At 67.3% G+C, this 21835-nt stretch carries 13 protein-coding genes; 12 read left to right on the forward strand and 1 reads right to left on the reverse strand.

Features of this window, described 5'->3' with window-relative positions; all coding sequences use genetic code 11:
- Positions 1–10 precede the first annotated feature (10 nt).
- The 8 genes from ACZ4XD_RS31570 to ACZ4XD_RS31605 all read left to right on the forward strand — a co-directional run bounded on the left by ACZ4XD_RS31570 (position 11) and on the right by ACZ4XD_RS31605 (position 10718).
- Positions 11–553, forward strand: a complete 543-nt coding sequence (locus ACZ4XD_RS31570; RefSeq protein WP_468047724.1) for a P-loop NTPase family protein — start codon at positions 11–13, stop codon at positions 551–553.
- Positions 538–1572: a glycosyltransferase family 4 protein gene (locus ACZ4XD_RS31575; RefSeq protein WP_468047726.1), complete on the forward strand. Its 1035-nt coding sequence runs from the start codon at positions 538–540 to the stop codon at positions 1570–1572. The genes ACZ4XD_RS31570 and ACZ4XD_RS31575 overlap by 16 nt, the downstream gene beginning before the upstream one ends.
- Entirely contained in the window at positions 1569–3161 is a 1593-nt protein-coding gene (locus tag ACZ4XD_RS31580; protein ID WP_468047729.1) for a glycosyltransferase family protein, read from the forward strand. The genes ACZ4XD_RS31575 and ACZ4XD_RS31580 overlap by 4 nt, the downstream gene beginning before the upstream one ends.
- 39 nt (positions 3162–3200) lie before the next feature.
- On the forward strand, positions 3201–3683 hold the full coding sequence (locus ACZ4XD_RS31585) for an NUDIX domain-containing protein (RefSeq protein ID WP_388197494.1): 483 nt from the start codon (positions 3201–3203) through the stop codon (positions 3681–3683).
- A 7-nt stretch (positions 3684–3690) separates the two neighbouring features.
- Positions 3691–4470 (forward strand): phosphotransferase family protein, encoded by a 780-nt coding sequence (locus ACZ4XD_RS31590; protein ID WP_468047732.1) that lies wholly within the window; start codon positions 3691–3693, stop codon positions 4468–4470.
- Positions 4471–4861: 391 nt separating this feature from the next.
- A complete protein-coding gene (locus ACZ4XD_RS31595) occupies positions 4862–6436 on the forward strand; it encodes a type I restriction-modification system subunit M (protein WP_468047735.1) in 1575 nt (524 codons plus the stop codon).
- The gene (locus tag ACZ4XD_RS31600; RefSeq protein WP_468047738.1) at positions 6429–7637 is read left to right on the forward strand and encodes a restriction endonuclease subunit S; all 1209 of its coding nucleotides are present in this window, start codon (positions 6429–6431) and stop codon (positions 7635–7637) included. Before ACZ4XD_RS31595 ends, ACZ4XD_RS31600 begins: the two co-directional genes overlap by 8 nt.
- A gap of 3 nt (positions 7638–7640) precedes the next feature.
- Positions 7641–10718, forward strand: coding sequence for a type I restriction endonuclease subunit R (locus tag ACZ4XD_RS31605; protein ID WP_468047740.1), 3078 nt, complete (start codon positions 7641–7643; stop codon positions 10716–10718).
- Positions 10719–10829: 111 nt separating this feature from the next.
- Here ACZ4XD_RS31605 and ACZ4XD_RS31610 read toward each other — a convergent pair whose 3' ends face one another.
- A complete protein-coding gene (locus ACZ4XD_RS31610) occupies positions 10830–12908 on the reverse strand; it encodes an AIPR family protein (RefSeq protein WP_468047742.1) in 2079 nt (692 codons plus the stop codon).
- Positions 12909–13348: 440 nt separating this feature from the next.
- Between ACZ4XD_RS31610 and ACZ4XD_RS31615 the strand changes: the two genes are divergently transcribed.
- Genes ACZ4XD_RS31615 through ACZ4XD_RS31630 form a run of 4 tightly spaced genes read left to right on the forward strand, consistent with a single transcriptional unit; the run spans position 13349 to position 21796 of the window.
- Positions 13349–14977 carry a TIGR02677 family protein gene (locus ACZ4XD_RS31615; RefSeq protein WP_468047744.1) on the forward strand — a complete coding sequence of 543 codons (1629 nt, stop codon included), beginning with the start codon at positions 13349–13351 and terminating at the stop codon, positions 14975–14977.
- A complete protein-coding gene (locus tag ACZ4XD_RS31620; protein WP_468047746.1) occupies positions 14974–16299 on the forward strand; it encodes a TIGR02678 family protein in 1326 nt (441 codons plus the stop codon). The genes ACZ4XD_RS31615 and ACZ4XD_RS31620 overlap by 4 nt, the downstream gene beginning before the upstream one ends.
- Positions 16296–20537 carry a TIGR02680 family protein gene (locus ACZ4XD_RS31625; RefSeq protein WP_468047748.1) on the forward strand — a complete coding sequence of 1414 codons (4242 nt, stop codon included), beginning with the start codon at positions 16296–16298 and terminating at the stop codon, positions 20535–20537. The genes ACZ4XD_RS31620 and ACZ4XD_RS31625 overlap by 4 nt, the downstream gene beginning before the upstream one ends.
- Complete coding sequence (locus tag ACZ4XD_RS31630) at positions 20534–21796, forward strand: TIGR02679 family protein (RefSeq protein WP_468047750.1); 1263 nt, start codon at positions 20534–20536, stop codon at positions 21794–21796. The genes ACZ4XD_RS31625 and ACZ4XD_RS31630 overlap by 4 nt, the downstream gene beginning before the upstream one ends.
- Positions 21797–21835: the final 39 nt, after the last annotated feature.

The raw sequence follows: 21835 nt of genomic DNA on the forward strand, positions 1-21835 counted from the left end.
TGTAGGTCCCGTGGCCTCTGGGAAATCCACCATCGCCGCCGAGATTGCCGGACACACGGGACTGCCTCACCTGGACCTCGACAACCTGTTCTGGGGAGCTGGCTGGACGCCCGTCGACGCCGTGACCTTCCAGAACCGGGTCAGGGAAGCGCTCGGCGCAGAGACCTGGATCGCCGACGGCAACTACAGCGGGCCTGTCGGCGAGATGCTGCTGGGCCACGCCGAGCTGGCGATCTGGCTCGACCTCCCCCTGCGGACCTGCCTGCCCCGGCTGCTCAGGCGCTCATTCCGGCGAGCTGCCCGTGGCGAGGAGCTGTTCGCCGGCAACCGGGAGACGTTCCGGCATCTGTTCGTCCGGGACTCGATTCTTCTCTGGGGCCCGGCCCATCACCGCCAGCACCGCCGTCGCTGGCGCCACCATCTCGGCCCCAACAAGCCCCATGGGCTGCCCGTGCTGCGCCTCACCAGATCCACGGCGGTTACACCGGAGCTCCGAGCCCTGGGTCTGCTGCCCCCAGCTGTGAGGGCGGTGGCACCGTGCCGCACACGGTGATCGCCTCGGCCGTCCGCGTCCCCTGGCACAGCCACCATGGGGGCTACGACCGGCTCCTTGATTACCTGCCGGAAGCCAAGCGCATCACCGCGCCACGGAGAATCACCGGCCAGAAGATCGCCAATGCCGCCCATCACTGGCTTCGCCGCCGCTGCCCTCTGCCGTTCTACCCGGCCGAACACTTCGCCACGGATGCACGCGTCCTCGCCGGGCGCGGGCCCGCCCACATCCTCTACGGCGACGAGCAGTTCTGGTTCTCGCGCCACCGACCGGGCCCGACCGCCGTCACCTATCACCAGCCGCCCGCACACTTGGCCCGCTTCATGCCGGCCACGAACTGGCGGCGGCTCGCCGCACACGCAAGCCAGATCATCGCCCTCGCCCCCGACCAGCTGGCTTTCTTTGCCAACCACCTGTCCGAGGAGCGCGTGCACCTGATCCCGCACGGCATCGACACCGCCGCCTTCGCGCCGTCAGGAGTCCCGAAGCCCGGCGGCCGACCATTGCTCCTGACTGTGGGCTGGTGGCTGCGCGATTGGGACGTCCTGGACACGGTCCACGACCAGCTCCATCGACGGCACGGCAACGACATCGAGCTCGCCGTCGTCACCCGTCAGGCCGACCGGCGCACCTGGCACCCGGCCGTGCGCGTGCTGGAAGGAATCAGCGAACTCACCCTCACCCAACTCTACCGCCAGGCCACGGCCGTCTTCCTCCCCCTGACGGACGCGACCGCCAACAATGCCCTCCTGGAAGCCCTGGCCTGCGGAACCCCGGTAGTCGTCACCGACACCGGAGGCATCTCGTACTACACGGGCCACGGCTCGGCCGCCTTGCTCACACCGCCCAGTGACGCAGCTGCCGCCGCCGAAGCCGTCGAAACCCTCATCGGCGAACTCGGAACCGCAGCCCACGCTGCACGACGTGCCGCGGCCCGGGAGCGCGCCGAGCTCTTCGCCTGGCCGCGCATCGCCGATCAAGTTCGCTCCGTCTACCGCCTGCTGGAGGACGAACGATGATGCTGGCCGAACTGTGGCTCCACTACGCCGTTCCCGTCCTGCTCGTGCTCCTGCTGGCCCGCGGGCTCTGGGCACTCGTCGCAGTCGAACTCTGTGCCCGTTGGCTGCTGGACAACGCACGCCGAGACCCCGTCTCGGCCGACGAGGACGGGCCCTGGCTGGTGGTCCTGCTGCCCATGCTCCGTGAGCAAACCCTTGCCCCCGAGACGATCGCCGCCTTCACGGCCCTCGACTACCCACGAGAACGTGCAGTGGTCGTCGCCATCACCACCGAACGAGAAGAGAACGCCCGCCGTCGCGACCGTGATCGCCTTCCGGAACTGGCGGACACCAGCTGCCTCACCGAGGCCCAACTGCGCGGGACGTTTCCCCGTGCCCGCTGTGGCGACGTCGCTGACGAGGTCAACGCTGCTCCCAAAGAGAGGCGCCTCCCCCTTCTCACCGAGTTGTACGACGCAGAACCCACGACCCGCGAAACCGTCGCCGCCCTGGCCGTATGCCAGCCAGCCGTGGGGCTGCATCTGGTGCACCTGCACCAACCTGACACCGGCGGCCGAAAGGCCGGACAGCTCAACCACGCCGTCGACCGCCTCGACGAGATCCTCAGCCCCCTCGGCTGGCACGACGAGAACGACGCGGACAACACCTTTCTCTGCGTCTATGACGCCGACGCCATCCCGGACGTCCGCACGCTGAACTCCTTCGCCGAGACGGCTACTCGCCACAGGGCCCTCACCGGCCGGCCACCGGCCCTGATCCAGCAGCAGCGCCTGCCGCTGCTCGGCCGTCGCCCCTTTCCACCCGGCGCCACCGGCCTGTTCCTGGCGGGAGAATGGCTCTACCAGCTCCGCCGCTCAGTCGGCATCGAACTCGCCCGAATCCGCCTGACGCACTGGCCCACTACCACCCAAGTCCCAAACTTCGTAAGGACACTGCTGAGGCCAATGATCTACGGCGTCGGCTGTGGCATGACCGTCCACCTGCCGGTCCTACGAACCCTCGGTGGCTTCCCCGAACCGATGGAGGATCTCGGCACCGGCCACCGCCTCTCCCTCCTCGGTGCCGACATCGCACCCGCCACCGTCGCCGTCCTGGACGAGCCCTATACCGAGCCTCGCGGCCTGACCAACCTCCACGCCCTCGCCTTCCTCACGTCAGCCCGACCGGACCGCCATGCGAAGGCTGTCGCTCACCTGCCGAGCGCCCTCACCCGCATCGGCAAGGCACTCCTGGTACTCCGGGAATGGGCCGACGAGATCGCCTGGATCACCGGCGCCCCGCTGATCGCCGCCGCTGCGATCTCCGCCTTCTGGTCCGGCCCCCTGTGCTCCGCGCTCGCCCTCACGGGTGTCCTGCTCCATGGTCCCGTCCTGACAGCACGACTCATCAAGCTGCCCCCGGCCCTTCATGCCGCGGTCGTTCCCTCGACCTGCCGCGTCGCTGCCGCCCCGTGCCCCACACGTGGCCGCCGTGCAGGGTTGATCGCAAGCAGCCCCGCCCAACCGTTCATCCGCCTCGCCGGCCCCTGGCGGATGATCTTCCGTCGCATCACCGGACACGCCACGACCTTCGGTAAGACTGAACGCTGAAGCACCATCCAATCCGCAAGAGGAAGTTGGACCAGAACCATGACCGAGCCCTCCACCGCCGAAATCCGCACCTCCGCCAAAGCCGTCGTCCTCCACGACGACCAGGTCCTCCTCATGCGTGCCGTCTGGGAGGACCAGGAGTGCTACTTCCTCCCTGGAGGCGGCCAACATCCTGGAGAGAGTCTCGGCGACGCCGTCGCCCGCGAAGTCGACGAGGAAACCGGCCTGACCGTCACCGTCGAGCGGCTGCTGTGGCTCCGTGAATACATCGGCGCCAACCACGACCACCCCGAAAGCGAAGCCGACACCCACCGCATCGAAGCGATCTTCCTGTGCACCCCCACCAGCGATCCCGGCCAGCTCGGCGGCCATGCCCAGGACGAGGTGCAGACCGGCCTGGAATGGGTACCGCTGGGCAAAGTCCCTGCCCTCAACCTGCTGCCACGGGCCATCCGTCAGCCAATCACCGCCCTCACGGAGGCGTCTAAGCCCCCCGGCACCTACCTCGGCGATGTCGCCTGACAGCGCTATGGACGGTATCGACGGCCGCGTCCCACCCAGCGCCCGCGAGATCACCACCGGCCAGGCCAACCGCGTCTGGTCGGTGGAAGGACCGACGCCGTACATCCTCAAGCACTACGGCGACCCGAGCCGTGCCGCCAACGAAGTTGCCGCTCTCCGGCTCCTGACCAGCCACCGTGCCCCATGTCCACAGCTGCTCGCCGCGTCCAGCGGCAGTAGCACCCCGCCATGGACCGCACAGGCCGCACTACACGCGAAGCCTGTGCCTCTCGATCGGTTCCTGTCGGACCTCGTCGAACCGCTGGCCGCCATCCACCGCATCTCCGGCACACACTTCGGCCGCCTTGCCGGCGCACGACAACACCGCAGCTGGACCGGCTACCTCCACGACCGCCTGCACGCGTACGCGACAGCCGCCCCGGCCCTACGCGCAGTGGTCAGACGCCTCCACCAAGAAGTCGACGCCAGCGACAACGCAATCCAGCCAGTGCTGCTCCATCACGATCTGCAGCCGAGCCACCTCCTTCGTGAACCCGTCGGTTCCCGACTGCTCATCGACTGGGAGCTTGCCATCTTCGGCGACCATCGGTCCGACCTCGCTCGCCTCGTCGTACGCCTCGACCTCGACGACCCCACCCCCATACTCACTCTCGCCAGTCGGCCCGACGTCACGACCGAAAGCCGGCTCCATCTGTACTGGCGCATTCATCTGCTCGCCGACGCCGCGCTGAGTACAGACCGCGACATACAGGAACGAGCAGCCAGGCGGCTACTCAGGTGGAGGTGAGCAAGACATCCTTGCCACGGAGCGGGGTGTGGAGCCGAAGTTGGGCAGGGTCCCGGTCGGGAGGGTGGCCATGGCGCGTGCCTGACCTCGGAGTTCAGCGACGTGACTCAGGCGGGCAGTGTGCTAGAGGGGGAGAAGATCAACAAGCGGGGGGGGGGGCTGGCCGCTTCTGGCCGCATCCCTTGTTTTGGGTCATTTGCCACATTTCGCGGTCCTGGGGAGGGATATCGTTGGCGAGTCGCCCGCGCAGAGAATGCGGCGCCCCGCCTGTGCTCCCCCGGCAGGATGCGTCCGTCGTGTACATGCCGGGCACGCCCGAAATAGGGTGACCGGCAGGAACACCACGGCCTTCGGGCCGCCACCTTTTGACGAGCAAGGACACCCCCGACTGATGGCAGTGACGCAGCAGGAGATCGAGAACCGGTTGTGGGACGCCGCCGACGAGCTGCGCGTCGCGATGCCCGAAGCGCAGTACGCCTCGGTCGTCTTCCCACTGATGTTCTGGAAGTACCTGTCCGACACCTGGGAGCACCACCACCAGGAGTTTCTGGTCGAGAACGGGAGCCTGGCCGACCTCTCCGCCGAAGAAGCGCACGAGATCGAGTACCGCGACTACCAACAGTTTGAGATCCCGTTCATCCACCTGGACACCTTCCAGAAGCCTCGTGCCCTCTGGTCGGCCGTCCTCGCCACGATCGCCCAGCCCGGCCTCGGCAAGAGGGTCCGTGCCTCCCTGCAGGCGATTGAGACGGCGAACCCTGGCAAGTTCTCCCGCTTGTTCGGATCCATGACCTGGGCTGCCGAAGAGGTCCTGTCGGGGGAGGTCCTGGCGGCGGTCATGCGGGCGATGGACCGCACCCCGAAGATGCACGAGGGCAACATGTCCCACGACGTGCTCGGTGGGGCTTACGAGTACCTGCTCAAGCGGTTCTCCGACGGGTCCGGAACCCGCGCTGGCCAGTTCTTCACCCCGCGCGAGGTCGTCGAGCTGATTGTCGAGATCCTTGATCCCAAGGGCCGCGAATCTGTGTACGACCCGACCTGCGGGTCCGGTGGCATGCTCATCGCCTCAGCGAGCCTCCTCAAGGCACGTGGCGGGCGCGGGTACTCGCTCAAGCTGTACGGTCAGGAGGCTGTACAGGACACCGCCGGTGTGGCCCGCATGAATCTCTTCATGCACAACCTCACCCAGTTCAAGGTGGAGGTCGGCGACACGCTGAAGGATCCGCGCTTCACGAAGCCGGATGGGAGCGTGAAACAGTTCGACGTGATCGTCGCCAACCCTCCGTACAGCCTGAAATGGAAGCCCTGGACGACTGATCCGCGTGCCCGCGGCGGGGTGGCGCCGCAGTCGACGGCGGACTGGGCATTCGTGCAGCACATGATCGCCAGCATGGATCCGGAGAAGGGCCGTGCAGGCGTTGTCCTGCCCAATGGAGTCCTGTTCCGAGGCGGCCAGGAGGGTGCTATCCGCCAGCGGGTGATCGACGACGACCTGCTTGAAGCCGTGATCGGGCTGCCAGCCAACCTCTTCTACAACACGACCATCCCGACCTGCATCCTCGTATTCCGCGCCCGCGGAACCAAGATCGACGAACGTAAGAACGGCGTTCTGTTCATCGACGCGTCCAAGCGGTTCGCTAAGGGGAAGAACCGCAACGTGCTCACCGAGGGTGATATTGCCAGCGCGGTGGCCGCCTATCACTCCCGCGTCGCGGCTGACGGCACCACGCGTGCCCCCGACGGCACTGATGTTCCTGTCGCCCAGTTCGTACCCGCGAGCGAGATCGCAGCGAACGGCTACGACCTCAACATCAGCCGCTACATCAAGCAGGTCACGGCCGAAGAGGCAGACCTGCCCACCCTGATCAAGGAATACAACGCATCCCGAGCCGAGCGTCAGCAGACTGAGCAGCACATGCTCGCCACGCTCGCGGGTGCCGGCATTGAGGGCTTCGATGACTGACCCGGCGACGAGCACACGGGAAGGTTGGGGTCGGGCACCACTCTCGCGGTTCCTGACGCCGAACGTTGAGGTCATCGATGTGGACCCGCATCAGACCTATCCAACGGTCGGAGTCTTGAACAGAGGGCGCGGACTGCTCTACCGCGATCCGGTCGCGGGGAGCTCCACCGCTTACAAGAAGCTCAACCGAATCGGCCAGGGCGTTGTCGTCTACAGCCGACTCAAGGCGTTCGAAGGCGCGATCACGGTCACCCCCAGCGATCTTCCGGAATCGTTCGCCTCTCAGGAGTTCCCTACCTTCGCGTTCACGTCTGACCTGGATCCCGACTTCTTTCGTCTGCTCACGACGACGCAGCGCATGTGGGGCGCGCTCCAAGGTGCGTCGAAAGGAATGGGCGGCAGGCGAGAGCGTGTGAAGCCGACAGACTTCCTGAACATCGTCATGGCCATCCCGCCCCTGCCCATGCAAGAGCGGATTGTCGAGGTCATTGGTGCGGTGGACGGACAGATCACGGCACTCGGGGATGAGGCAGACGCCCTCCTCCGAGTCCGTAACGCCACCTTGGGCGATGCGCTGGGCCGTGGCGGCGAAGGCTGGTCCTCCGCTCCGCTGGCGGAGGCTGGAAAGCTCACCCGCGGCCGCCGGTTCGTGAAGAGCGACTACGTGGAGTCGGGCCTCGGGTGTATCCACTACGGCCAGATCTATACGGACTACGGGGTCTCGGCCACACACACGGTGACGCATCTTCCCGAGAGTTTCCGCGACTCGATGCGCCTGGCACATCCTGGCGATGTGGTGATCGCTGGGACGAGCGAGAACATCGAGGACATCGGCAAGGCTGTGGCGTGGTTGGGCGAGGACGCCGTGGCGGTTCACGACGACTGCTTCATCTTTCGCCATGATCTTGACCCGAGATTCACCTCCTATTTCTTCGCTTCGCCTCAATTCCAAACGCATAAGCGCCAGTTCACGAGCGTCACCAAGGTTGTTCGCATCTCCGCCGCGAACCTCAGCAAGATCGTCATGCCTGTCCCCCCTCGTGATGAGCAGGAGCGCATCGCGCGGATGGCTGACGCCGTGGACCGGCAGGTCGCGGCCCTCCGTGCTGAGGCGGAGCGCCTCCGGCAAGCTCGGGTGGCGCTCCTTTCGGGGCTGCTGGATCGCACCATCGACATTAAGTCCGCCGACTTGGAGGTCTAATACGTGGCGAAGGGCATTCGAGAGCGTGAGTTCCAGAACCTGATGATCCAGTGGTCCCTCCCGATGGGCTGGGGCTTCACAGCGGGAAGATCGCTGGAACGTGAGACGACGCAAACGGTGCTCGTCGGCGACCTGAGGGACGCCATCATCCGACTCAACCCTGGAGTGATCGAGGGGTTCGACGCGGACGCGGTCGTCGAAGAGATCGTCGCCACGGTGAACGCAGTCGAGGGCGGCCTGGTGCGGGCTAACGAGCAGGTGCTGCGCCTGATGCGCGGGCACAAGGAGTTCCGCGACGCCGGCGGGGTGTGGCACACCCTCAAGGTCATCGACTTCGGGCACCCGACCGCCAACACGCTAGTGGTGTCCGACGAAGTAACCATCACGGTCCCCGGGAAGACATCCCGGCGATTTGACCTTGTGTTTTGGGTCAACGGCCTGCCTCTGGTAGTAGCCGAGGTGAAGTCACCTACCGCTAAGTCCGCGTGGGCTGATGCCGCGCGCGAGATCAACAACGTGTATGTCGCCGAGTACCCGTGGTTCTTCACCCCCAATGTCTTCGCCATCGCCTCAGATGGGCTGAAGCTGCGGTTCGGTGCAGCTGGCGCGCCCACGAACCTGTGGCAGCCGTTCCGGTCCACTGATGACGACGAGAACCTGTCGGGGCAGGCAGACATACAGCGCTCCGTCGAACTGCTTCTCAAGCCGGCGACGGTGCTGGACATGCTGGCCAACTTTGTCCTTTTCGCCACTTCCGGTGGCGGGGCGGACAAGAAGTACTTGCCTCGGTACCCGCAGATGGAGGCAGCGCACCTGATCCACCAGCGCGTCGTGGCAGGCGGCTCGAAGGGCTTGATTTGGCACCACCAGGGCTCTGGTAAGACGCTGTTGATGGTGTTCGCCGCCTCGCTGATGCTGGCCGATACCCGCACCGATTCTCCGACGATCATTCTGCTTTCGGACCGGACGCACCTTGTCCGCCAGACGTCCGGAGTGTTCACCGCGGCAATGGGAGATGCCTACTTCCATCAGCCGGCAACAAGCGCCGAACTGCGTGCCTTGCTGGCCGACGACGTGCGGGGCGTCATCTCCACGACCGTCCACAAGTTCGCCGACGCTGGCAAGAACCTCTCTACCCGGACCAACATCATCGTGCTGGTCGACGAGGCACACCGCACCCAGTCCGCCGACAAGAAGTCCCTTGCCGGACAGATGCGCGCAGCGCTGCCGCACGCGAAGTTCTTCGGTATGACTGGCACCCCCATCAGGAATCTCGCCACAGACACCTTCGCCCTCTTCGGCGAGGAGACCGACCCGGGCAGAGTGCTGCATCGGTACTCAGTGTCCCGGTCCCTGCTGGACGAGGCGACGGTGCCAGTCATGCTGGATCCCCGCCCCGTCGTCTTTGAGATGAACGACCAGGCATTGCAGGACGAATTCGACGAGTTCGCCGATACCTTCGAGTTGGACGAGCCCGACCGTGAGGCCCTGTCACGCAAGTTCGGGCGCCTCACCTCAGTGTTCGCCAACCCTGACCGCATCCACACCGTCTGCCAGGACATCGTGGATCACTACCTCGCTAGCGCCTACCGCAACGGTCTGAAGGCTCAGGTCGTCGCCTTCAATCGTGAACTGGCAGTGGCGTACACGGGCAAGATCAACGAACTGCTCGCGGGGTACGAGGCTTCGCAGGTACTGGCCCAAGTAGGCAAGCACCAACGCATCGCCGCAGAGGTGAACATCTCAGTCTCGGATTCCAAGGACGAAGAGCCCGCCATGCGCCCGTACAAGCTCTCGGAAGTCGAGGAGGAGGACCAGAAGCGTCGGTTCCTCAGTCCGGACGATCCGTTGTGCTTCCTGGTGGTGACCGCGAAGCTGATGACTGGGTTTGACGCACCCAACGAGGGTGTCCTCTACCTGGACAAGCCGCTGAAGGCGCACAACCTGTTTCAAACAATCACCCGCCCGAACCGAACCTGGGTGTCCCCGAGTGGGTTCGTGAAGACCTCTGGCGTGGTCGTGGACTACATCGGACTGGCCGAGGAGGTACAGCGGGCCGTCGTCGACCCCACCCAAGAGAAGGCCGGCAAGGGTGGCGGGTTCGTCACCAACTTGTTCGAGCTGGTCGCCGAGTTCCGCACGGTATTCGCGCGCATCGAAGACCTTTTCGCGGACGTGGACGGCCTGGACCTCACGTTCCATGGATACGCGTCCATGCGAGCCATCAACGCCTTCCTGGACGCCAACCCTGACACCGCACAGTCCTTCGCCAAGGACTACGGACTCCTGGCCCGCCTGTACCCGCTCATCAACAGCGACAAGCGGGTAGCCAAGTACCAGGACGGCTTTGCGCTGTTCGGATCCGTGTACACAACTCTGTTCAAGAAGTCCTCCGACGAGGAGAGGAAGGAACGACTTGGCGAACTTGGGCCGATGGTCCTGGAGATCATCAACGCTCACGTTCACTCCTTCTCCGTGGCCGCGTCCCAGGAGGAAGCCCTCGTCCTGGACGCCCAGGGCATCGCCATCCTCAAGGAATTACTGGCCCTCGTCAGGCCCAAGCCCGTCACAGGCGACGATGGGGACAAGACACCGCCGTCCGCAGCCGAGATCCTGGATCACATCAAGGCCGCCCTCGACAAGGGTGTCGACCCGGAGTCCGCGAAGTACACCGCCCTCGCGGAGCGGATAAGGCTGCTGCGGGACCGAATCATCCAGAACGCCCAGGACGCCCTCGACTTCCTGGCCGACGCGCTCCGGGTCGCCCGCGCCGTCGTCAACGCCGAGAAGCACCCCAATGAAGCGGTCATCGTGCTCGACGAGGACCACGTGGGTGTCCTGTCCCGAATCATCCAAGACCACGCGCCGTCGGGCCTCACAATCACGGAGAGGAACCTGGCTGAGGAGATTGACCAGGTGGTCACGCAGACCCTCGCCCGGTCTTGGGACAACGCCGATGCCCGCAACCGAGGTGCCCGCCGCGCCACAGCTGCAGTCTTCCGTCGGTACACGTTGAAGCCTGTAGGGGAGCCGTACGACTCCACCGTCGCCTATATCGAAGCCCACTACCTCGTTGACTGACGAATATGGGAAGGCCCCGGACCGCCTCGAGCGGCCTGGGCCTTCGTCGTCGCGGCTGCGAGTTCGGACACCCTCAGCTGGCCTCGTGTCCTGCGAGGTTAGGCGACAAGCTCATTCTTCCTCTTCTTCTGCTTCCTGGCGCAACCGGTCGGCGATGTCCACTAGGGAGCCGCGCTGTGGAACGAACCAGCGCCGCGTGCCCTGAAGCGGTTTGCTCTGGTGACCGGCCTCCACGAGCATCTTCTGGGCCAGGCCGGTCGGTGAGTAGGCGATACCGTCCACCGCCCACACCAGGCAGTTACGGCGGTTCCGGGTCCAGGTTGCACGCGCCCGGCGGGGATCCGCCGTGAGCCAGGGGGTGAGCTGTTGCTGTTCGCGGCCGGGCACTGGGCGGAACTCCAGGAGTGTCCCTTCCTCCAGCGCGTTGTTCTCGAAGATCACGGTGACTGCCTTGGCTTTCCGTGCGTGCCCTTCACGCTCGGACGCGCGGTACTCCGCTGAGAGGGACGGAGGCTGGTTATCGCCCTGTAGGGTCGCCAGCGCTGAACCGGCGACGTCGGAATATCGCTCCGCATTACGGAAGATGCTGCTCACCTGGCTCTTGGGTCCGTACCCCGTGTCGATCCAGTGGATCAAGGTGGCGACGGAGGCGCCAACGAGTGGGGCGACGCGCGCCGGTACCGTTGGCCAATCGGCCTCCGGGACCTCCTGCCAGCCTCGGGGCAGGCGCTGGAAGGTCACGTGGGCGATGAGCAGTCGCCCAAGGTCGGCGAGTGTGCCGGCGCGCCCCTCCCACTGCGGGCGTTGTACGCCGATCTGCCGCTCGACCTCCCGGAGCACCAGGATGGTGCGCCAGGTCTTCACGGCGTCGGTACGGTGGAGCGGAAATAGCCGGTGGTGCTGCTTCGGATCCCAGAGAAGATCGATGTCCACGTTGGCTTGGAAGGACAGTTCCGGAGAGGCGTGGGCACAGGCGAGCGCGGTTGCGGCCTCCCTGAGGTTGCAACCGTCGTCCTTCGACTGCGGTGGCTCCTCGCCCCGGCGCAGGACGTAGGTCTTCCGCAGCCGAAGCAAAAAGTCGTCGCGGAGCTGCTGCTGCACCTTCTCCAGGGCGATGAAGTCTTGGGGCTCCACCCTGTTCTGGGTGTTGGTCGTTCGGGTGACGTCGTGGTCGAAGCCCTCCGGACAGTCCGTCAAGGAGATGATGCGGACACCGATCCGTGCGCGTGTCACGAGATCCGGGGTCTGCTGGTAAGCCTCGTGGATGGAGGCGACCGTCTGAGCGCCGTTGACAATGCTCGCTCCCTCCATTTCCAGGTCCCCCCGAGGGCCCATGATCACCTTGTCGCATAGCACCGTGATCCCGTTGTTGAAATACCAGAAGTACTTGGGCTTTCTACGAAGGGTCTCCACAAGGGTGCGATTTACCGCGGTCACACCGAGGGGATTTCGGATATTCCGCTGGAAGAGCCGGTGATGGTTGACCTCGTACCAGCGGGCGACCTCCGCTCCTCCGATCGTGCCGTGGTACGCCAGGATGGGATCCTTGATCGGACTGACATCGACAGCCGAAGCCGACGCCTTCAGCTTGATCTGGGGTTCGGCGATTCCGGAGCGCAGGATGCGGATGAAGTCCGGCAGCCGCAGGATGCGCAGGCGCAGCGAGTCCTCGTACTCCGCGCAGAACCGGTCGAGCACCCCCTTGGCCTCGGCCCCCATCGGCTGGGTCCCTGCCCAGGCCGGCAGCAGGGTGATCTGTACCCGCGGATTGCTGAGTGCCCGTTCCAGATCGGGGATGAGCGGCGTCAGCTTAGCGTTGAAGCACTGGTACTCCCGGGCGATCAGTAGTTCCAGACCGTTTTTTAGGTCGAGGGCAGCGTCCTTTGAGAAGGTGGCTGTGCCGTCGCTGCTCCACTTCGCCTGCACCACCCAGACCTGAGGCTCTTCTGAGGCGAGATCTACCGCCACGGCGTCGATGCCCTGGTCGCCGAATGAGTCGATGACGAACTCGGCGCAGCGCTGCAGTGGATAGCCCGTGAACTCGCGGATCGCCAGGGCAGCAAGGGAACGGGAGAGAAATGAGCTCCGCTGGATTCGCTGCTCAAACTTGGACAGATCATCAACGGCGACGATCCCAGTGAACTGCTCATCAAGGGCGTGTTCGAGCTGCTGGGCGTGCAGGGCGGTCACTGTGCTCCTGTCGGCGGCTGGCGGCCGTGCTGGGACGGTGGCGAGGGGTACGCCCACGCCTCATCAGCGACTCAGGTTGCTTGCCTAAGAGCCTGCACGTCAAGCGCTTCGCCGCACTGCGTAGTCACGATGGGACTGAGAGCAGCGAATTCCCGCTGAGCATAACGGCGCTGACTTCGTTAGGCAGCAGCATCGAGAGTGGCTCACATGAACAAGCGGTCTCAACGTGCTCGTTCTCCACCGACCGGGTCAGCGTCCGCCGCCGCTTCGACGGGTGGGACCTCTTCCTGGCCGAGTGAAAGGGCGTAGTGCGCCCCTGGTTCCATGCTTCGTGTTGAGGCGTTGGCGATCGGGGAAACAGGGACGTCACTTCCGCATGCTCGGAAGCATTTCGAGCTTTGTCCCAACGACAGTTGAATGCTCCAAGTAGCCTCGCAAGCATGGAGGCACCCGCACCCGGTACACAGCCAGAACCCGGCGACGACGAGGCGCGCAGGCGGCTGGATGCGTACGCCTACTTGAGCGCGCCGGAGCGGCTGGAGCACATCGCGATCATGCGGGTCTTCTGCGGGACGCTCCTTGCGGACCTGGCCGTTCCGGACGTCTTGGCGAAGCTGCGTGAGTTCGGCGGACCAGGTGCGGGGCTCGACGCGGACACCCTCACGGCCCGGCTGGAACAGCTGGAGAGGTGGGGCAACCTGCTGCGCGGGAGCCACACGGTGAAGGCGTCCAGCATCACCGATTACCAGCGTTCCCGCGCGCGCTACCAGTTGTCGAGGCTGGGCGAACGGATCCAGCGAGACGCCGACGGGGTGCTGGCCGAGGCCGATGCCGCACGCGAAGTGAGCAACGAGCTGCTGGCCCTGGTCGAGCGCGGCCTCCGGGAGCTCGCCGAGCTGGTGACCGAGCCTGGCGGTATCGCTCCGCAGGACGGACTGGAGCGAATCAGCACGCTGTTCGTGCAGTTCGCCGAGTTCGCGGACTCCATCCGGGACTTCTACGCCTACCTCGGCCAGGTGCTCGCCCGGTACGACCTGGACAGCGCCGAGTACCAGGGCTTCAAGGAACTGCTCCTGGACTACGTCGAGGCGATCACGGAGGACGTGGCCTTCCGCGCGCCCCGCATCTCGGCGGCACTGAACAGGCTGTGGCCGCACCTTCCGGCCCTGCTGGACCGACTGGACGCCCAGGCCCAGGGCCTCCTTGCCGGGCTCTCCCCGCAAAGCGAAGGTCGCTCGGAGACCCGGGTGCAGCGCAGCCGCGGGCGCGAGCTCGCGGACTGGCAGGGGCTGCGCGGCTGGTTCAGCAACACTGATGGTCAGGGCAGCCAGGTCGATCAACTGCGTGACGCCACCCTGCGGGCCCTCCAGTCCCTGCTGGCCAACGCCAAGCGGATGCTGCGTTCGGCCACCGGGGAGATGTCGCGCCGCCGGGACCTGCTGCGGCTGGCCCGGTGGTTCGACGAGGCCGCACCGCAGGACGCGCACGACATCGCCGTCGCCGCCTTCGGGCTGTACGGCGCCCGCCACCTGGGCATACCACCTGCCACCGACGAAGTGGTGCCCGCCTACACCAGTTGGTGGACCGGCCCGGTGGTCGAGGTCCCGGTCGCGCTGCGCGAGAGGGGCAGCCGCGCACAGCGGGGCCGGACGGCCTCCGCGGAGGACCACTCCGCGCAGAAGGAGCGGCTACGAGAGGCCGCGCGTGAGCGGGCGGCGGCCAGGAAAGCAGCGGCAGACGAGCTGCGCAGCGCGTCGGGCCGTTTCGACGATGTACGGCTCACTTCGGCGGCGCTGAGCCTCCTCCTGGAGCTGCTGGCCACGGCACTCGGGAACGCGCAGCTCGAGCGGCGCGCCGGTGCGGACGGGGACGGAACGCCGCAGTTCGGTCTGGACGCGGCGCTGAGCGAGGACGCAGATCTGGGCATCCGGCTCACCGTGCACCGGACAGCGGGCGCCCGGACGCTCCTCCACTCGGCCGACGGGAACATGCTCCTGGACGATTTGGAGCTGGTCATCGGCCGGACCTCAGCCACGGCCGACGGTGAGGCGGAGGTGAGCGTGTCATGACCCTCCCCTCCGCACACGATGTGACCCTGGCAGCCGAACGTCGTACTGCTGCAAGGCTGTTGCTCGCCCATCCGCTGGTCACGTCGGAGGGCCCGCACGCCGATCTCTTCCCGCTGGTCCGTCGGCACGCCGACTGGCTGGGCCAACGGTTCCAGCAAGTGCTCGGCTATCGCCTCCTGGTCGACAGCTCCTACGCCCGGTTGTTCAAGGCCGGGCTGGGAGCACGGGCGGGACACCGGCTCGTGCGGTCCACCGGTACCCCCTTCACCCCGCACACGTACGCCTGCCTCGCGCTGGCTCTTTCGGTGCTGGTGACCGCGCCCGAGCAGATGCTGCTGTCGCAGCTGGTCGCTGATATCCGGGCCGCGGCGGCTGACGCGGACGTCGAACTGGAGGAGACGAGCCGGGCGGCCGGGAAACGGACCCTGGTCGCGGCTCTGCGCCAGCTGGTCGAGTGGGGTGTTCTCGTCGAGACAGAGGGCCAGGTGGCCGCCATCGCCCAGGAAGCTGGCGGGGAAGCTCTGATCACGGTGGACCGCGAGCTTGCTCGCGTCGTCGTCGCGGGACCGCTGGCCCAGTCCCGGGACGGCGCCGATCTGGTCCGTCGGGCGGCGGAGCCGGGGTTCGGAGGACCTCGTACCTACGTGCGCCGGATGCTCGTCGAAACGCCTGTCGTTCATCTCGATGAGCTGACCGACGCCGAACGCGACTGGCTTCGCACCCGCCAGCGCCGGGAAGCTCAGGCGTTCCTCGAACTCCTCGGCCTGGACACGGAGATCCGCGCCGAGGGTGTGGCACTGGTCGACCCCGAGGAGGAGCTGACCGATCTCCACCTTCCAGGAACAGGGACCGTCGCCCAAGCCGCGCTGCTGCTGGTGGAACGGCTCGTGGAACGGCTTCGTCCACCCGATCCCGGACATCCGGCGACCGGCGGCGTACTCGTCGTCGGGGTGGCCGTTCCGGACGGCCTCGTGGATGAGCTGCTGGCTGACCTGGTCGCCGAGTACGGAGACCGCAGCAACTGGCAGCGCGGCTACCTGGAAGATCTCTACGCTCTGCGGGAAGCCGTGCTGGACCTGCTGTCCCGCATGCGGCTGATGGCCCCCGCCGGTCCACTGCGCGCCGAGGGAGAAGGACTGCCGGAAGGGTACGCCGAAGAGCTGCCGGAAGGCCGTCAGGTGACCGACGTCCGCGGGGCCAGGCCCGGCGGCGAGGGCTGGGTACTGCTCGCAGCAGCGGCCCGCTACGCCACCCGTGTCACCGTGCGTACAGCGGCCGCAAACCGCGACGTTACCGAAACACAGCAGGAGTTGCCGCTATGACCGCTGACGCACGTGGCCTCATCCCGCTGCCCCGGTCCGGCCCGTCGAAGACGACGGCGGGTACCCGCTTCCGGTTGCACCGCGCGGGCATCCAGAACGTCTGGCAGTACGACGAGCAGGAGTTCGCCTTCGGTGACGGGCGGCTGCTGCTGCGCGGCAAGAACGGCGCGGGGAAGTCCAAGGCCCTGGAAATGCTGCTCCCGTACCTGCTGGACGGCGACTCCCGGGCACTGGACGCGACCGGCACCGGGCGGACGACATTCACCTGGCTGATGCTGGACGGGTTCGAACAGACCAACCGCCTCGGGTACCTGTGGGTGGAGTTCCGGGGTACGAACGAGGGCGGCGATCACCGCTATCTGACGCTCGGCGTCGCCGTCCGCGCCTCGAAGTCGACGCAGAAGGTGGTGCCGACCTTCTTCGTTACCCCGCTGCGGGTCGGTGAAGACCTGCTCCTGGTCGAAGCGGGCAAGCCGCTGCCCGTCGACCGGCTCAAGGAGATCGTCGGCTCCGACAACGCGACGGACCGAGCGGTCGGCCACCGTGCCCGTGTAGCGCGGGATCTCTTCGGGATCACCGACGCGACGCGCTACCGCAATCTCACCCAGCTCCTCCACCGGCTGCGACGTCCCACGGTCGGGGACCGCATCGAACATGGGGGCCTGGCTGTCCTGCTGAGCGAGACCCTGCCCGGCCTCGACGAGGACGTGGTCGAGAAGGTGGCACGCAACCTCCACGACCTGGACGCCGTACGGGACGAACTCGGCCGCCTGGAACGTACCGACGCGGCGCTGAGCACGTTCCTCGCCGACTACCGCCGCTACCTCGCCGGAGTCCTGCGCACCTCGGCCCGGGACGTGAGCCGGGAACTGGACGCCCTCTCCCGACGACGCCGAACGGCCGGGGATGCCGCGCAGCGAACGGGCGACCTGAAGAGGCGGGAAGAGGAGTCGGAAGCCGGGCTGGAGGCCCTGCGCGAAGAGGAACAGGCCGCCCAGACGGACCTTGCCGCCCTGCACGCCAGCCACGCCTACCGCAGCTTGCGCGAGCTGTCGGAACGCCGCAGCACGGTGGAGGCCCTGCACACCACGGCCATGACCGCCTTCACCGCCCTGCGAAACGCACACGAGGCGGAAGAAGGCGCGGCCGAACGACTGGCCGAGGGTGTCGAAGACCTAGGGAGCCGGCTCACCGAGCTGGGCAGCGAACACCGCGAGCTGCTGTCCCAGGCGGAGAAGGCAGGGCTCCCCACCGGACATCTCGGCGACGCGGTTGCCCTGCCGCGCATGGTCCGCTCCCAGGCTGCGCAGGCGGAGCTGACGAGCCCGGACGGGGAACCGCAGACCGTACGGCACCGGCCGGTGGTTCGCGTGGACACGGCCACGACAGAGGCCGGGCTGCGCTCCTGGCAGGGACAGCTGGAAACTGTCGAAGCGGTCGTACGGAACCGGACACGGATGGTCCAGGAGGTAACCCGTCTTTCCTCGAAGGCCGACGAAGCCCGGACCAGGGCAGCTCAGGCCGACACGGAGAGGGAACGGCTGGAGGGCGAGGCAGAGGAGGCCGCCGGCCGTGTCGAAGAGAGCCGAGAGAAGGTCGCCGAGGAGAGCTGTGGGTACGCCGACGAGGTCGTCGCGTGGGTGGAGAGCACGCGGACCGCAGCGGGGCCCGGTTGCCCGCCCCTGGATGCCGTCCTCGCTGAAGTAGCCAGCGAGACCTCCTCTGACGCCCCGTTCTCGGAGCGCACGCTGCCGCCCGACATCGATGCCCACGCGCGTCAGACGGCCCATGCGGCCCTAGAGCCGTACGCCGATGACCTCACCCGGCACCGCGATGGGCTGGCGCTCGGCGTCGCCCGGCTCGGCGAGGAGATCGACCGCCTGTCGAAGGAGAGGCAGGACTGGGAGCGGCGTACCGACCCCGAGCCGCCGGCCCCGTACCACCGCATCGCCGAAAGGAACCCGGCCGGTGGAGCGCCCTTCTACCGGTTGGTGGACTTCGCGGAGCACGTGACCTCCGCCGACCGGGCCGGCCTGGAGGCGGCGCTGGAGGCAAGCGGAATCCTCGACGCGTGGGTCAGCGCGGACGGTGCCCTTCTGGACCCCCTCGCCCGGGACACGCTTCTCCAGCCCGGCCCTGAGCTGCTGGGAGTACAGACTCTCGCCTCGGCGCTGCGCCCGGCCCCGCAGCCGGAGTGCGGCATCACGTCCGAGCACGTCGAACGCCTACTGGCCGCCATCGCGCTCGTACCGGCCTCGGAGACTGCCGCTGCCAGCGTGGTCCACTACGACGGAAGCTGGCGTCTGGGCGCTCTGCGCGGCCGACACCACAAGAGCGTCGCCGAGTACGTGGGGGCAGCCGTACGCGCCGAGACTCGGCGGCGCGTCCTCTCTGAGTTGAACGGCCAGCTCGGGCAGACGAAACAGCGGTTGACCGACGCCTGTACCGAACTCGCCGCAGCCGACTCCAGACGGCGAGCCCTCGCCCTCGCGGAACGGGACTTTCCCCGGGCCCGGCAGCTCTCCGACGCCTGGAGCAGGACCGTCTCGGACGAGGAGGCGCTGCGGGAGCTGACCGCCAAGGCGACCCGTGCGGCACGGCTGGCCGAGGACGCCCGCGTTCTCGCCGTGTCGGCGCGCACCGAGGCGGACGCCACCGCAACCGCCCATGACCTGCCCACCGACGCCACCGCCCTGGACCGCGTACGCACCGCACTGGCGTCCTTGCTCAGCGGTATCGGTCACTTGCGCAGAGCGGTCAGCGGTACGGTCGGTCGGCTCGGCGGAAGCCAGGCGGACGACAGGCGGTATGAGTGTGCCCGAGAGGGGCGCTTGGAGGCGGAAGGAAACTACCGGCTTCGCCTCCACCAACTGCGCACCGCACAACAGGATCTGCGGACCCGCGAGGTGGCTGTCGGATCGTCCGAGGAGGAGGTCCTCACCCGCGAGCAGGACGCCAAGCAACGCATCGCGAACGCCGCCGGTGCCATCCCGGCGGCAGAGCGCGCCCACAGCGAACTCCGCGATCTGCGTGTGCGTGCTGAAGAGGAGGAGAAGCGCCTGCGCGAGGAGCTGGCAGACCAGGAGACGACAGTCCTCGACGCCGGCCGCACCCTCCGCGAGGCTCTCGACCGCCCGGAGGTCATCAGCGGGGCGGGTCTGGACCGATCCTCTCTGCCCGGCCAGGTAGCGGACAACCCCGGTTCGGACGTCCGCGACCGTCTGCGCGCGCTGCGCTCACTGGCCGACGCGGTGGAGCAGGCCCTCAACCGTTCGAGGGGCGAGGTGTCGGACGACACCCTGCTCAAGCGGCACACGGCGCTCCGCGACCAACTGGCTGGCGGATACGACGCACAGCTTGAGGAGCGCGACGGCATCAAGGTGTGCCGCCTGCTCGACGACCACGGCTCGCACGATGTCGCGGTCGTGGGCGAGCGGATCGCCGTACAGTCCGCGGAGGCGAAGGGGCGGCTCACTGAGCGCGAGAGCGAGGTGTTCCAGCGGTTCCTGACCGGCGAGCTCGGTGATCATCTCTCCGCGCAGGTCATCACAGCGGCCAACCTGGTCGCGGCTCTCAATGACACGCTGAAGACTGTACGGACCTCGCACGGTCTCGGCGTGGAACTGCTGTGGAAGCTCGACGAGGACGTGGACGCGGACGTGCGGGCGGCCGTCGAGCTGCTGCGCAGCCCGTCGAGCCTCCGGACGCGTGAGCAGACCGAGCAGCTGCGCGAGGTGCTGCAACGCCGTATCGAGGACGCCCGCCGTGCCGACCCTTCGGCCGGCTACACGGCCCATCTGCGGACCGCGCTGGACTACCGCGCATGGTTCCGTTTCCACACCTTCGTGGTCGAGGACGCGGCCCCAGGGCGCAGGAGGAAACTGACCGGCCGCACTGGCTTGAGCCAGGGAGAGCAGCGCGTGCTCTCGTACCTCGTCCTCTTCGCAGCCGCCGCCGCGCACTTCACCAGTCTCGCCGAGTCGGCCCCGCACGCGCCGCGGCTGATCCTCCTGGACGACGCCTTCGCCAAGGTCGACGAACCCACCCACGGACGCCTGGGCCGCATCCTCGTCGATCTCGATCTCGACTTCGTCCTCACGAGCGAGCGGCTGATGGGCAACTGGGCTGAGGTTCCGTCCCTCCACATCTACGAGTGCCTCCGCGACCCCCATGTGCGCGGGGTGGCCACGTTGCACTACACCTGGAACGGCCGGCACCGGCGACTGGCATCGGTATGAGCGGGCTCCCGGCCTCCACCCGCGACTGGCTGGCAGAACCAGGTCTCGCCCGGCTCTGGGGTGCGGTACGCAAACGTCTGGAAGGCAACGGCGTGCAGTCCACCGGTTCCCTCCGGTTGACCGCGGTGAGTGCGCAGGAACGGAACGCCCTGTCGCTCCTGCTGGGCAAACCCCTCACAGGTACGGCCGTGACGGTGCGGCTCGACGCGCTCGACGCACGCCTGCGCTCCTCTGCCGCGGGACTCGGACTGAGAGAGGTCCTGGAGGAACTCGGCCCACCGCTCACCGACCGCCGCGCGGCCCGCGAAGACGACGCGGCACAGCGCCGGCGCGTGTGGTCGTCGCTCACCTCGTCTCTCGACGCCTCTCCGTTCGCCGGGCAGGAGTGGACCCGGCAGTGGTCCGAGATACTGCGTCGCACCGGCGTTCCGAGAGGGCTGACACCCGAGGCGGCAGTGCGGACGCTTCAGCAGGCGGTCCAGGTACTCACCGTGCTGCTCGACCGGGAACGCACCGGCACGCGAGGCCGAGGAGAGCTCGCCGCGACGGCGACCGGTTCGGCGCACGGTCTGGACGACGGCACCTGGCTCGCCCGGCTCGTCCAACGCGGCGTCGCGCTGGCCCATGACACTGAACTCCCCAGCAATGCAGCCGGCCGTCGCGCGTTGTGGCGGCTGGTCTCCGTCACACCGGACGAGGTCTCCAGCACGGTGCTGACCTACGGTCTCCGGCCCACCGGCGAGGGCTGGCGAGAGCGATCGCTGCGAGAGCGCGCCACCCATAATGCCGAGACCCACCTGACACCGCGCGATCTGCTCGACCTCCAGCTCCAACTGCCGGCTGGAACCGTCATGCACATCTGCGAGAACCCGCGCGTGGTAGAGGCCGCAGCTGATGCGGCCTGCGCCAAGCCCCTGGTCTGTACCTCCGGAAGCGCCGCCACGGTGGTCCTCACACTCCTCGACGCCCTCGCCGCCACCGGCTGTCGCTTCGCCTATCACGGCGATTTCGACTGGCCGGGCATCGCTCTGGCCAACCGGATCATCCGCCGCTACGAAGCCCTGCCCTGGCGCATGGGCGCCGAGGACTACGAACGCCTCGCCGCTGCCAGCCGGGCGGAGGGCGTCCCTCAACTACCACTCGACGGCGTGCCGGTCGACGCGGACTGGGACCCGGGCCTCGGGCCTGCCATGACCGCTCTCGGCGTCGCACTCCACGAAGAGGCGACTCTTGACCTGCTGGTGGGGGACCTGGCTTGAAATCCCCCGGCGGCCTCAGCGGACACTCACGCGTGCCAG

The sequence above is a fragment of the Streptomyces sp. NPDC029466 genome (assembly GCF_055574515.1).

Excerpts from the sequence above, each read along its gene's own strand:
- ACZ4XD_RS31580 (WP_468047729.1), top strand. The coding sequence starts at position 1,569 with ATGATGCTGGCCGAACTGTGGCTCCACTACGCCGTTCCCGTCCTGCTC.
- ACZ4XD_RS31585 (WP_388197494.1), top strand. The coding sequence starts at position 3,201 with ATGACCGAGCCCTCCACCGCCGAAATCCGCACCTCCGCCAAAGCCGTC.
- ACZ4XD_RS31590 (WP_468047732.1), top strand. The coding sequence starts at position 3,691 with ATGGACGGTATCGACGGCCGCGTCCCACCCAGCGCCCGCGAGATCACC.
- ACZ4XD_RS31595 (WP_468047735.1), top strand. The coding sequence starts at position 4,862 with ATGGCAGTGACGCAGCAGGAGATCGAGAACCGGTTGTGGGACGCCGCC.
- ACZ4XD_RS31600 (WP_468047738.1), top strand. The coding sequence starts at position 6,429 with ATGACTGACCCGGCGACGAGCACACGGGAAGGTTGGGGTCGGGCACCA.
- ACZ4XD_RS31615 (WP_468047744.1), top strand. The coding sequence starts at position 13,349 with ATGGAGGCACCCGCACCCGGTACACAGCCAGAACCCGGCGACGACGAG.
- ACZ4XD_RS31620 (WP_468047746.1), top strand. The coding sequence starts at position 14,974 with ATGACCCTCCCCTCCGCACACGATGTGACCCTGGCAGCCGAACGTCGT.
- ACZ4XD_RS31625 (WP_468047748.1), top strand. The coding sequence starts at position 16,296 with ATGACCGCTGACGCACGTGGCCTCATCCCGCTGCCCCGGTCCGGCCCG.
- ACZ4XD_RS31630 (WP_468047750.1), top strand. The coding sequence starts at position 20,534 with ATGAGCGGGCTCCCGGCCTCCACCCGCGACTGGCTGGCAGAACCAGGT.